The organism is Brachybacterium halotolerans, from assembly GCF_016623465.1.
Classification (GTDB): Bacteria; Actinomycetota; Actinomycetes; order Actinomycetales; family Dermabacteraceae; genus Brachybacterium; species Brachybacterium halotolerans.
On the sequence record NZ_JAEDAJ010000007.1, the window covers coordinates 60,395 to 72,711 of the forward strand.

Below are 12,317 nucleotides of genomic sequence, written 5' to 3' on the forward strand. Positions count from 1 at the left end.
GCCGTACTCGAAGTGGCGGGGCACCCTGCTGCGGCGACTGCACTGCGGTGACCAGGTCGCCGCACCGCTCGTCGAGGTGATGGGTGCTGCGAGCCGGCGCGAGCGACAGGCGGCGCTCGCCCGGTCGCTCGACGTGCTTGTGCGTCTCCAGCGGAGCGCTGGTCTGCCGGCCGCGGAGCCGGCTGCGGTCGCCTTCTGGGACCGTCCCGTTCGTGCAGCCGAATCCGCGCATCGTCGAGACGCTGCGCGAGGGCATCAGCTCTCCGGAGGTCCTGGCGCTGGTTCCGGGGCACGGCAGTGTCGAGCAGCGCACCGACAACGTCGCGATCCTCACGGATGCGGCGGCGCGCAGGGCCCTGGTGGGACTGCGGGGGTGAGCGGGCGATCAGCATGGGCGATGCCGTCGAGCAGCCTCGCGTTCGCAGCGCTCCACGACTCGACCATGGACGTGCCGCCGTGCCCGTCCTGCTCGTCGATGACGAGCGTCGATCCCGGCCAGCGCCGGTGCAGCTCCCACGCCGTCACGGCGGGGCCCGAGACGTCCCGACGACCATGGATCAGCGCCGCGGGCACCCCCTCCAGCGCCGCCATGTTCTCGAGCAGCGGCGGATCCAGGAATCCGTCGTGCGACCAGTAGTGCGTGGTCAGGCGCACGAAGGCGAGTCGGAACGCGTCGTCCTCCCAGCGCGGATCGCGGCGCACTGCGGGGCGGGGTCCGTTGGGCTGCGCGCCGCCGCGGACACCGGGACTGTCGGCGGCCCCGGCGCCGATCGAGACGTGGGTGTCCTCCCACAGCGCCCACTCCCGCGAGGCTGCGTCGCGCACGGCCGCGTCCGCGGAGTTCACAAGGCGAGCGTAGGCCTCGACGATCCGGTCCTCACCGCGCGCAAATCCGATGCCCGCGCCCTCGGCGAAGGAGGCGAAGCGGTCCCAGGCCTCGGGGAAGATCGCCCCCACGCCCTCGGTGATCCAGTCGATCTCCCGACGGCGGGTCGTCGTCACCGCGAACAGCACCACGCCGAGCACCCGCTCGGGATGGGACTGCGCGTACGCGAGGGCGAGGGTGGAGCCCCAGGACACCCCGTTGAGGATCCAGCGCTCGACTCCGCGCGCCTCGCGCAGGGCCTCTATGTCGTCGATGAGGTGCTGCGTCGTGTGCGCCGCCAGGGGCACCTCGGGATCCGAGGCGTGCGGCAGCGAGCGTCCGCAGCCGCGCTGCTCGAGTCCGATCACCCGGGTGCGCTCGAGGTCGAACCGGTGGCGGTACCCGCTCCTGCCGAGCCCGCCGCCCGGTCCGCCGTGGAGATACAGGGCGGGGACACCGTCCGGGGCGCCCCACTCCTCCCAGTAGATGCTCTGGCCGTCGGCGACGGGGAGCAGACCGCTCTCGCGCGGACCATCGATCATCACTGGTCATCTTCTCCGTGCGCCGTGGGGTGCGCGTCTCGCACCGGGCTCGTCGATCGGCGCGCCGAGAGGTCACGCAGCCAGCGCCGCGCCCGCCGGCGGCTCGTCAGCCGCACGACGTCGACGTCATCGGCGACCTGGGCCATCTCGGCGATCATCCGGGGACGCATGCGCCGCCGGTAGGTCGCGACGTACCGGAGCACGCCGAGGTTCAGACGGTTGTGCACCCCGTTCGCGTGGTGGCCGGCGCCATGGCGCAGCTGCCGCCAGAGGACCCCGAGGAGTGCGCTCGTGGTGGGAACGTCCATCATCACCACGGTGTCGCATGCGGCAAGACGGATCGGAAGCGTCGTGCAGTGATTCCCGTCGATCACCCACCGGTCCCCGCTGACGATCTCGCGCTGGCGGGTCGCGAACGACTCGGCGGGCAGCGGATGCCAGTCCTCGTCGTAGTACTCGGCGTCGAGATGCGTGACCGGGACATCGAGCATCTTCCCGAGCGCGCGGGACACGTAGGTCTTGCCGCTCCCGCCCGATCCGACGACGGCGATCCTCTGCATGGCGCCCCTCATGCCCCGGTCAGGGACGTCCGCATCTCCTGGGTGATCTGCTCGAGGTGCGCGGCGGCGGTCGTGCGCACGTCGCCGAGCGCTGCCGCGTCGGCCTCCGGGTCCACGGCCTCGTGCACCTCGATGTAGCACTTGAGCTTGGGCTCGGTGCCGGAGGGGCGCACGATCACGCGGGAGTCGTCGGCCGTCGCGAGCAGCACGCCGTCGGTCGGGGGCAGGCCCGTGGTCGCCACGGATCCCTCGGCGAGGTCCTGCACCTCGGTGACGGCGCTGCCCGCGAGAGCGCGGGGCGGCTGCTCGCGCAGGCGCGCCATCATCACGTCGCGCTCGGAGAGCTCGGTGACGCGGATCGAGAGCTGCGAGGTCGCGAAGAGCCCTGTGGACCGCGCGAGGTCGTCGAGGTCCTCCACGAGGCTGCGCCCGCGCGAGCGAGCGTCGGCCGCGGCCTCCGCGACCAGCAGCGCCGTCGAGAGCCCGTCCTTGTCGCGCACCACGTCCGGCAGCACGCAGTAGCCGATCGCCTCCTCGTAGCCGAAGACGATGCCCGGAGCGCGCGAGATCCACTTGAAGCCGGTCAGCGTGGTCGCCGACCCTCGGCCCTCGGCCTCAGCGACCCGTGAGAGCCAGCGGGAGGAGACCACCGAGTTCGCGAACACGCCGCGGGTGCCGTGCACGCGCATGAGCCGCGCCCCCAGCAGCACGCCCAGCTCGTCGCCCGTGAGCATCCGCCAGCCGCCCAGGTGAGGATCCACGACCGCGGCGGCGCAGCGGTCGGCATCGGGATCGTTCGCGATCACGACATCGGCCTCGACGGTCCGCGCGAGCTCGAGGGCGAGGTCGATCGCGCCCTTCTCCTCGGGGTTGGGGAAGGCGACGGTCGGGAAGTCCGGGTCCGGATCGGCCTGCTTGGCGACCGAGTGCACATCCGTGAAGCCGTTCCGGTGCAGGGCGGTGATCGCCGTCCCCCCGCCCACGCCGTGCATGGCGGTGTGCACGATCCGCGCCTCGCGCGGCGAGTCCGGCTGAAGGATCGTGGAGATCGCCTCGAGATAGGCCTCGGGGACGGCGGGGTCCATGACCGCCCAGCCAGACTCCGCCCTCGGGATCCCCCGGACGGGGCCGACGGCCGCGATGCGCGCGGCGATCCGCGCATCCGACGGCGGGACGATCTGCACGCCCCGGCCGTCGGCGTCGCTCGCGCGACCGCCCAGGTACACCTTGTAGCCGTTGTCGGCCGGAGGATTGTGGGATGCGGTGACGACGACCCCGGCGTCGGCGTCCAGGTGTCGGGTCGCGAAGGCCACGAGCGGGGTCGGGCAGTGCCCGTCGGAGAGGACCACCCGGCAGCCGGCGGCCGTCATGATCGCCGCGGACTCCCGCGCGAACGCCTCGGAGTGGTGGCGGGCGTCGTGCCCGATCACCACGAGAGGCGCCGCGTCGGTGCCGCCTCCGCCGAGCTCGCCGAGCAGGTGGTCGGCCAGCCCGCGGGCGGCGCGGGAGACCACGGAGAGGTTCATGCGGTGCGGGCCGGGGCCCATGCGACCGCGCAGGCCCGCGGTGCCGAAAGCGAGGGTGCCGTCGAAGGCGTCGGCCAGCTCCTCGGCTGCGGCCGCCGCCTCCTGGCCCGTGCCGTCCGCCTGGTCGAGCAGGCCCTGCAGCGCGGTCCGCGTCCACGGGTCGGGATCGTCGTCCATCCACTCCTGCGCGCGGGAGCGCAGCTGCGCGTCGATCATCACGCGGCCTCGGCGATCCTGCGCACCACGCGCGCGAGCAGATCCGCGATGCGCGGCCCTGCCTCGCGGCCCGCCTCGACGACCTCCTCGTGGCTGAGCGGGGTCGGGCTGATGCCCGCCGCCAGGTTCGTCACCAGGGAGATGCCCAGGATGTCCATGCCCGCCTCGCGGGCGGCGATCGCCTCGAGCGCGGTGGACATGCCCACGAGCGTCGCGCCCATCGTGCGCGCCATGCGGACCTCGGCGGGGGTCTCGTAGCTGGGGCCGCGGAACTGCATGTACACGCCCTCGGCGAGGGAGGGGTCGACCTCGTGGGCCACGTCCCGCAGGCGCGGGGTGTACAGGTCGGTGACGTCCACGAAGGTCGCGCCGCGCAGCGGGCTCGCGCCCGTGAAGTTGATCTGGTCGGAGATCAGCACCGGGGTGCCGGGCGTCCAGGACTCGTCGATCCCGCCGCACCCGTTGGTCAGCACCATGGTGCCGGCGCCGGTCGCTGCGGCGGTGCGCACGCCGTGCACCACCGCCTCGACCCCCGCGCCCTCGTAGTAGTGGGTGCGGGCCCCGATCACGAGCGCGTGGGCGTCGCCGCCCTCGATCGCGATGGAGCGCAGCGTCCCCACGTGGCCCGCGAGGGCGGGCGCGCGGAAGCCGGGGACCTGGGTCGCGGGAGCCTCCCAGACGGTCTCACCCAGCAGGTCGGCCGCGCCGCCCCACCCGGAGCCCAGCACCAGGGCGATGTCATGACGGGGGACGCCGCTGAGTTCGGCGATGCGGGCGGCCGCCTCGCGGGCCGCGGCCTGGGGATCGACGTCGAGTTCGCTCATGCGCCCCAGCCTACGGCGGCTCGTGGGCCACAATGAGCAGATGGCCGATCCGAGCACAGCACTGCCCCCGGACCCCGACCGCACCGGCGCCGACGGCGGCGCGGAGCCGCGGGTCGTGATCATCGGCGGAGGTCCCGGAGGATACGAGGCGGCGCTGACGGCCGCGCGCACCGGCGCCCGGGTGACCCTCGTCGAGGAGCGCGGCATCGGCGGCGCGGCGGTGCTCACCGACGTGGTCCCCTCCAAGAGCCTCGTCGCCACGGCCGACGTCCTCGACCTCGTCGGCGCCTCGGCCGGGCTCGGCATCCGCGACGCCGAGGACGCCGGAGAGCCCGTCGCCGGATCCCTCACGGTGGACCTCGCCCGCGTGAACGAGCGCCTGCGCGCCCTCGCCCGCGCCCAGTCGGAGGACATCGCGGCCTCGCTCGCGGCCTCAGGCGTCGTGGTGCGCGCGGGGCGCGGACGCCTCGAGGACGCCGAGCACGTGGCGGTGCTCTCGGCGGACGGCGAGGTCGTCGAGGTGCTCCCGGCCGACGTGGTCCTGCTGTCCGTCGGCGCGCGACCCCGCGAGTTGCCCGAGGGGCGCCCCGACGGCGAGCGGATCCTGTCCTGGACCCAGCTCTACGAGCTCGACGAGCTGCCCTCGCACCTGATCGTCGTCGGCTCGGGCGTCACCGGTGCCGAGTTCGCGAGCGCCTACCGCGCCCTCGGCAGCGAGGTCACCCTGGTCTCCTCGCGCGACCAGGTGCTCCCGGGAGGCGACGAGGACGCCGCGGCCGTCCTCGAGGAGGCCTTCACCCGCCGCGGCGTCACCCTGTGCTCCCGCTCGCGCGCCGCGTCCGCGCGGCGCGAACGGGTCGCCGACGGCGACGGCGCCGACGGCGGGGACGACGGTGACGGCAGCGGGGAAGGAGTCGTCGTCACCCTCGAGGACGGCCGGGAGATCCGCGGGAGCCACGTGCTGATGGCCCTCGGTGCGGTCCCCGCGACCACCGGGCTGGGGCTCGAGGAGGCGGGCGTGCGCCTGCGGCCGAGCGGCCACATCGACACCGACCGGGTCTCCCGCACGTCCGTGCGCGGGGTCTACGCGGCGGGCGACTGCACGGGCGTCCACCCGCTCGCCTCCGTCGCCGCCATGCAGGGGCGCATCGCCATGCACCACGCCCTCGGCGATGCGGTGAGCCCTCTCATCCACCAGCAGGTGTCCTCGGCCGTGTTCACGAGCCCCGAGATCGCCATGGTCGGGCTCGGCGCCCGCGAGCTGGCCGACGGGGCCGACGGCGAGGTGCACGTGCTCCCGCTCGCGACGAACCCGCGCGCGAAGATGCAGGGGCTCACGGCCGGTTTCGTGAAGCTCGTCGTGCGCCCCGGATCGGGGACCGTGATGGGCGGGGTGGTCGTCGCCCCGCGGGCGAGCGAGCTCATCCACCCCATCACCCTCGCCGTCGCGCAGCGGATGACGGCCGACGAGCTCGCCTCGGCCTTCACCGTCTACCCCTCGCTCACCGGCTCGATCGCCGAGGCGGCGAGACGGCCCGCGGCGGCGGAGTAGGCACCGCAGCACCGCGGGACGCGCCGGAGAGCACGGGCCGGCGGGCGTGAGACGACGAGCGCGCTCAGTCCTCGATGCTGCAGAGCACTGCGCCCGCCGACACGGTGGCGCCGACCTCGGCGTCCAGGCCCGAGATCTTCCCAGAGCGGTGCGCGGTGATGGGCTGCTCCATCTTCATCGCCTCGAGGACGAGCACGAGATCGCCGTCGGCGACGCTCTGCCCGTTCTCGACCATGATCTTCACGATCGTGCCCTGCATCGGCGCGGTGACGGCGGCGCCGCCCGCGGAACCGGCCTCCGCCTGGCGCTTGCCGACGCGGCGACGCTGGCGGGAGGGCTGCTGCGGGGCGCGCAGGGAGGCCGGCAGGCTGACCTCGACCCGGCGGCCGTCGACCTCGACGACCACGGACTCGCGGCCCTCGGGCTCCTCGGGCTGCGCCGGCAGCGCGGCCTGCGGGATGTCGTTGTGGAACTCGGTCTCGATCCAGCGGGTGTGGACGGAGAACGGGGTCTTGGGATCCGCCGGCGCGAACGCCGGGTCGCTCACGACCTTCCGATGGAAGGGGAGCACCGTGGGCATGCCCTCGATGCGGAACTCGTCGAGCGCGCGGCGGGAGCGCTCGAGCGCCTCCTGGCGGGTCGCACCGGTGATGATGAGCTTGCCGAGCATCGAGTCGAAGGCGCCCGAGACCTCGTCGCCCTCGCGCACGCCGGAGTCCACGCGCACACCCGGGCCCGAGGGCGGGGAGAACAGCTTCACCACGCCGGGCGAGGGCAGGAAGCCGCGGCCCGCGTCCTCGCCGTTCAGGCGGAACTCGAAGGAATGGCCGCGCGCGATCGGGTCGGTCGAGGAGATCTTCTCGCCGGCGGCGATGCGGAACTGCTCGCGCACCAGGTCCACGCCGGCGACCTCCTCGGAGACCGGATGCTCGACCTGGAGGCGCGTGTTGACCTCGAGGAAGGAGATGGTGCCGTCCGTGCCCACGAGGAACTCGCAGGTGCCGGCGCCCACGTAGCCCGCCTCGGCGAGGATCGACTTCGAGGCGGCCACGAGCTCGGCGTTCTGCTCGCGGCTGAGGTACGGCGCGGGCGCCTCCTCGACGAGCTTCTGATGGCGGCGCTGCAGGGAGCAGTCGCGGGTCGAGACCACCTGGATGTTGCCGTGGGAATCGGCGAGGCACTGCGTCTCCACGTGCCGCGGGGCATCGAGGTACTTCTCGACGAAGCACTCGCCGCGGCCGAAGGCCGCGGTCGCCTCGCGCACCGCGGAGTCGAACAGCTCGCGGACCTCGGACTCCTCGCGGGCGACCTTGAGGCCGCGACCGCCGCCGCCGAAGGCGGCCTTGATCGCGATCGGCAGGCCGTGCTCGCGGGCGAAGGCGACGACCTCGTCGCTGCCCTCGACAGGGTCCTTGGTGCCCGCGACGAGCGGCGCGCCGGCCTTCTCGGCGATGTGGCGCGCGGAGACCTTGTCGCCGAGCGACTCGATGGCCGACGGGGGCGGACCGATCCACACCAGGCCCGCGTCGATCACGGCCTGCGCGAACTCGGCGTTCTCCGAGAGGAAGCCGTATCCGGGGTGGACGGCCTCGGCGCCCGAGCGCTCGGCGATGTCCAGGAGCTTGTCCACGACCAAGTACGAGTTCGCGGCGGTCTCGCCGCCCAGCGCGTAGGCCTCGTCGGCCACCGTGGTGTGCAGGGCGTTGCGATCGGGGTCCGCGTAGACGGCGATCGAGCGCAGCCCCGCGTCCTTGCAGGCCCTGGCCACACGCACCGCGATCTCCCCGCGATTGGCGATGAGCACCGATCCGAACGGGCGGTGCTGGGAGTTGCGAGATGCCATGGGGCGGGTCCTTCCGGGGGAGATGATCGGGTCGAGTCTAGTTCAGCGGGAGCGCGCGTCGAATCCTTCCGCGCGTCGCGCCGCGCACCTCACTCCGCGCGCCTCCGCGCCCGGACCTCAGCCCTCGCGCCAGAGCTCGTGGATGCCGATGTCGATCTGGGCGAGCAGATCGCGCAGCAGCGGGAGGCTCAGGCCAACGACGGCGTGCGGATCCCCCGTCACGGAGGTGATGAAGGGGCCGCCGATCCCGTCGATCGTGAAGCCGCCCGCGACGCCGAGCGGCTCGCCGGTCGCGACGTAGGCATCGATCTCCTCGTCGGAGAGATCGGCGAAGGAGACCTCGGCGCTCGCCGTCGCCCCGATCGTCGCGCCCGTGCCCTCGTCCTCGACGTCGCGGTCGTCCACGAGCCAGTGCCCGCTGTGCAGCACCGCACTGCGCCCGCGCAGCTCCCGCCAGCGCGCCCTGGCCCGCTCGGGAGTGTGGGGCTTGCCGATGACCTCGCCGTCGACCTCGAGCATGGAGTCGCAGCCGAGGACGACGCAGCCGCCCTCGGACGCCTCGACGACCGCGTGGGCCTTCTCGCGGGCGAGCAGCAGCACCGCCTCGGCGGGCTCGAGATCGCTCGCGGCCTCGAGCAGTCCGTCCTCGTCGAGATCGGCGGCCATCCGGTCGAACTCGATGCCCGCCCGCTCGAGGGTCGCGCGGCGCCCCTCCGAGCCCGAGGCGAGCAGGAGCAGGGGCAGGGACTCGTCGATCGTGCTCATGCCAGGGCCTCCTTGAGGACGGAGAGGGGAAGGCTGCCGAGCTCGAGGGCGCGGCGGTGGAACTCGCGCGGGTCTCCGCCCGCGGGGACGTGCTGCGCGCGCAGCAGCTCCCAGGTGCGACGGCCCACGGCGTAGGACGGGGCCTGGCCGGGCCAGCCCGTGTAGCGGTTCAGCTCGAAGCGGCGCTCGGCCTCGCTCGCGCCCCAGTTCGGGGCCATGAAGTCCCAGGCGGCGTCGAAGGTCCAGGATCCGCCGTCGGCCCCGGGGAGGCCCTCGGGCACGGGCAGCTGGAGGTGCAGGCCGATGTCCAGGACCACGCGCCCGGCGCGCATGCGCTGGGAGTCGAGCATGCCCAGGCGGTCGCCGTCGTCCTCGAGGTAGCCGAGGGAGTCCATGAGCTTCTCGGCGTACAGGGCCCAGCCCTCGCCGTGCCCGGAGACCCAGCACATCAGCGCGCGCCAGCGGTTGAGCGTCGCGGCCTGGAGGGTCTGGGTACCGACCTGCAGGTGGTGGCCGGGGACGCCCTCGTGGTAGACGGTCGTGGTCTCCGTCCAGGTGCGGAACTCGGTGTTCTCCGGCGGCACGTCCCACCACATCCGGCCGGGCCGCGTGAAGTCCTCGCTGGGGCCCGTGTAGTAGATGCCGCCGGAGCCCGTGCGGGCGATCATGCACTCCAGGCGCTGCAGCTGCTCGGGGATGTCGAAGTGGGTGCCGGTGAGCTCGCGCAGCGCGGTGTCGGACTTCTCCTGCATCCAGGCGCGCAGGGCGTCGGTGCCGTGGAGGATCCGCGCGGGGTCAGCGTCGAGCGAGGCGCGGGCGGCCTCGATCGAGGATCCGCCGTCGTTGCCGTAGTGGGCGTTCAGCCGGCCCGCCACCCGCTCCTGCTCGGCGATGATCTCGTGCAGCTGGTCGATGCCCCATGCGTAGGTCTCCTCGAGGTCGACCTCCTCGCCGAGGAACAGGCGCGAGGCCAGCTGGTAGTGGTCGCGCCCCACGGCGTCGGCCTCCGGAGCCCGCTCGCGCAGGGACTCGAGCACGTCCGCGATCCGCTGGTAGCCGCGGGACGCCTCGGCGGCCGCCTCCTGGACGCGCTCGCGCTGGGTCTCGTCGCCCTTCGCCTCGCGCGCGAAGGAGGGGAAGAAGTCCTCGGCGTACCCGCGGGCCTGGGCGGCGCCGAGCTCCAGCTGGCGACGGGCGGAGACGGTCCCCTCGGCGGCGGCCTCGCGCAGGGACTCGGCCCAGCCCTCGAGCGACTGCGGGATCTTCGCGAGGCGCTCGGCGATGACCTCCCAGTCCTGGGCGGTGTCGGTCGCCATCTGGTCGAACACGTCGCGCATCTGCAGGGTCGAGGCGAGGTTGTTGACGCTCGCGACGTCGAGGCGGCGGTCCGCGAACTCGATCTCGAGGCCCAGACGCTCGCGCATGGCTGCGCGGGTGACCGCGTCCACGGCGTCCTCGTCAGGGGTCCGATCGATGCGATCGAGGGTCCGACGGGCCTGGGCGGTGCGGGCGGCGTGCGCGGCGGGGGAGTAGTCGGTCACCTCGCCCTCGTGCCCGGGGACGCCCAGGGAGGTGGCGAGGAACGGGTCGGACTCGATGGAGCGGGCGACGTGCTCGTCGGCGACGGCGTCCAGGGCCGTGCGCGCACGTCGGGCGGAGGTCTGTGAAGGGGCGTCGGAGGTCATGACGCCAGACTAGGCGAGGAGGCCCGTGGGGTCAGCGGTCGGAGAACATCCAGGCCGACTCGGAGGGCAGGCCGCGCAGGGCGTGGGAGCGCGGGAAGCTGTGGGAGGCGTCCGACCAGGCGCCCGCCGCCCCTCGATGCTCGTCGGCCAGCTCGCGCTCGCCGGCCTCGATGCGGCTCGCGACGCTCATCGCGGAGACCGCGACCGCGATCGCGGCGAGCTCGTCGTCGGCCAGGCGCCCGGCGACCAGCCGCACGTCGCCGCCGGCGACGGCGACCGCCTGGCCGCCGCGCAGATCCGGCTCGCCCGCCGCACCGCCCCCGCTCACAGCGGGATGTTCCCGTGCTTCTTGGTGGGCAGCGACTGGCGCTTCGTGCGGAGCATGCGCAGCGCGCGGGCGATCTGCACGCGCGTGGCGGAGGGCTCGATGACGCTGTCGATCCAGCCGCGCTCGGCGGCGGCGTACGGCGTCGCGAACTCCTCCTCGTACTCCGTCTGCAGCTTCGCGCGCTCGGCCTCGACGTCGCCGCCCTCCTCCGCGACCTTCTTGAGGTTCTGGCGGTGCAGGATGTTCACGGCGCCCTGCGCGCCCATCACGGCGATCTGCGCGGTGGGCCAGGCGAGGTTCACGTCGGCCCCGAGGTCCTTGGAGCCCATGACGATGTAGGCGCCGCCGTAGGCCTTGCGGGTGATGACGGTGACCAGCGGGACGGTCGCCTCGGCGTACGCGTACAGGAGCTTTGCACCGCGGCGGATGATGCCGCTGAACTCCTGGTCGGTGCCGGGCAGGAAGCCGGGGGTGTCCACGAAGGTCAGCACCGGGATGTTGTTCGCGTCGCACAGGCGCACGAAGCGCGCCGCCTTCTCGGAGGCGTCGATGTCCAGGGTGCCCGCGAAGTGCGAGGGCTGGTTGGCGATGATGCCGACGCTGCCGCCCTCGATGCGGCCGAAGCCCACCATGATGTTCTGGGCGAAGCTGGGCTGGACCTCGAGGAACTCGCCCTCGTCCAGCACCGTCTGCAGCACCCGCAGCATGTCGTAGGGCTGGTTGGGGGAGTCGGGGATCAGGTCGTCCAGGCCCCTGTCCTCGGCCGTGGCCTGCTCCTCGAACGGGGTGGGGAACGACGGGGCTGGGCTGAGCGTGTTCGAGGGCAGGTAGCTGAGGACGTCCTTGACGTACTCGATCGCGTCGTCCTCGTCGGGCGCCATGTAGTGGGCCACGCCCGAGCGCGTCGAATGGGTGCGCGCGCCGCCGAGCTCCTCGAAGCCGACGTCCTCCCCGGTGACCGTGCGGATCACGTCGGGCCCGGTGATGAACATGTGCGAGGTCTTCTCGACCATCACGATGATGTCCGTGAGCGCGGGGGAGTAGACGGCGCCGCCTGCGGCGGGACCCATCACCAGCGAGATCTGGGGGATCACGCCCGAGGCGCGGGTGTTGCGGCGCATGATGCCCGCGAACATCGCGAGCGAGGCGACGCCCTCCTGGATGCGCGCTCCGCCGCCGTCGAGGATGCCGATGATCGGCACGCCCGTGGACAGCGCGAGGTCCTGCACCTTCTGGATCTTGCGGCCGTGGGCCTCGCCGAGCGAGCCGCCGAAGACCGTGAAGTCCTGGGAGTACACGCACACCTGGCGACCGTCGATCGTGCCGTACCCGGTGACGATGCCGTCGCCGTCGGGACGACGCCTCTCGAGCCCGAAGGCATGGGACTGATGCGTCACGAAGCGGTCGGTCTCGACGAACGAACCGTCGTCCAGGAGGTCGGTGATGCGCTCGCGGGCGGTCTTCTTGCCGCGTGCGTGCTGCTTCTCGACCGCGACCTCATCAGCTGCGTGGACGACTCGGTCCTCGCGTTTCTGCAGGTCGGCGAGTCGTTCGGCCGTGTTCAGAGGCCGGGGGGCGTCGGTCACGGAACCTCCTGTGCGGACCGTCGGG

At 73.1% G+C, this 12,317-nt stretch carries 11 protein-coding genes; 2 read left to right on the forward strand and 9 right to left on the reverse strand.

The features are described from left to right. Positions 1-212 precede the first annotated feature (212 nt). Positions 213-377, forward strand: coding sequence for a hypothetical protein (locus tag I8D64_RS17435; RefSeq protein WP_246483034.1), 165 nt, complete (start codon positions 213-215; stop codon positions 375-377). On the opposite strand, the gene I8D64_RS12090 is transcribed toward I8D64_RS17435, so the two are convergent. Genes I8D64_RS12090 through I8D64_RS12105 form a run of 4 tightly spaced genes read right to left on the reverse strand, consistent with a single transcriptional unit; the run spans position 331 to position 4,533 of the window. After that, the gene (locus I8D64_RS12090) at positions 331-1,407 is read right to left on the reverse strand and encodes an alpha/beta fold hydrolase (RefSeq protein WP_200503045.1); all 1,077 of its coding nucleotides are present in this window, start codon (positions 1,405-1,407) and stop codon (positions 331-333) included. The two genes, I8D64_RS17435 and I8D64_RS12090, sit on opposite strands and share 47 nt — an antisense overlap. Continuing rightward, entirely contained in the window at positions 1,407-1,967 is a 561-nt protein-coding gene (locus I8D64_RS12095) for a P-loop NTPase family protein (RefSeq protein WP_200503046.1), read from the reverse strand. Before I8D64_RS12095 ends, I8D64_RS12090 begins: the two co-directional genes overlap by 1 nt. Positions 1,968-1,975: 8 nt before the next feature. Continuing rightward, positions 1,976-3,709: a phospho-sugar mutase gene (locus I8D64_RS12100; protein WP_200503142.1), complete on the reverse strand. Its 1,734-nt coding sequence runs from the start codon at positions 3,707-3,709 to the stop codon at positions 1,976-1,978. Then, positions 3,709-4,533, reverse strand: coding sequence for a purine-nucleoside phosphorylase (locus I8D64_RS12105; RefSeq protein ID WP_200503047.1), 825 nt, complete (start codon positions 4,531-4,533; stop codon positions 3,709-3,711). The genes I8D64_RS12100 and I8D64_RS12105 overlap by 1 nt, the downstream gene beginning before the upstream one ends. A 40-nt stretch (positions 4,534-4,573) precedes the next feature. On the opposite strand from I8D64_RS12105, the gene I8D64_RS12110 reads away from it, so the two are divergent. After that, entirely contained in the window at positions 4,574-6,085 is a 1,512-nt protein-coding gene (locus tag I8D64_RS12110) for an NAD(P)H-quinone dehydrogenase (RefSeq protein WP_200503048.1), read from the forward strand. A 64-nt stretch (positions 6,086-6,149) separates the two neighbouring features. On the opposite strand, the gene I8D64_RS12115 is transcribed toward I8D64_RS12110, so the two are convergent. From I8D64_RS12115 to I8D64_RS12135, 5 genes are all read right to left on the reverse strand, one after another. Next, positions 6,150-7,928, reverse strand: a complete 1,779-nt coding sequence (locus I8D64_RS12115; RefSeq protein ID WP_200503049.1) for an acetyl/propionyl/methylcrotonyl-CoA carboxylase subunit alpha — start codon at positions 7,926-7,928, stop codon at positions 6,150-6,152. Positions 7,929-8,045: 117 nt separating this feature from the next. Further along, complete coding sequence (locus I8D64_RS12120; RefSeq protein WP_200503050.1) at positions 8,046-8,693, reverse strand: Maf family protein; 648 nt, start codon at positions 8,691-8,693, stop codon at positions 8,046-8,048. Next, positions 8,690-10,378 (reverse strand): DUF885 domain-containing protein, encoded by a 1,689-nt coding sequence (locus I8D64_RS12125; RefSeq protein WP_200503051.1) that lies wholly within the window; start codon positions 10,376-10,378, stop codon positions 8,690-8,692. The genes I8D64_RS12120 and I8D64_RS12125 overlap by 4 nt, the downstream gene beginning before the upstream one ends. 31 nt (positions 10,379-10,409) lie before the next feature. Beyond that, entirely contained in the window at positions 10,410-10,706 is a 297-nt protein-coding gene (locus I8D64_RS12130; protein ID WP_343068563.1) for a hypothetical protein, read from the reverse strand. Further along, the gene (locus I8D64_RS12135; protein ID WP_200503052.1) at positions 10,703-12,292 is read right to left on the reverse strand and encodes a carboxyl transferase domain-containing protein; all 1,590 of its coding nucleotides are present in this window, start codon (positions 12,290-12,292) and stop codon (positions 10,703-10,705) included. Before I8D64_RS12135 ends, I8D64_RS12130 begins: the two co-directional genes overlap by 4 nt. Positions 12,293-12,317: the final 25 nt, after the last annotated feature.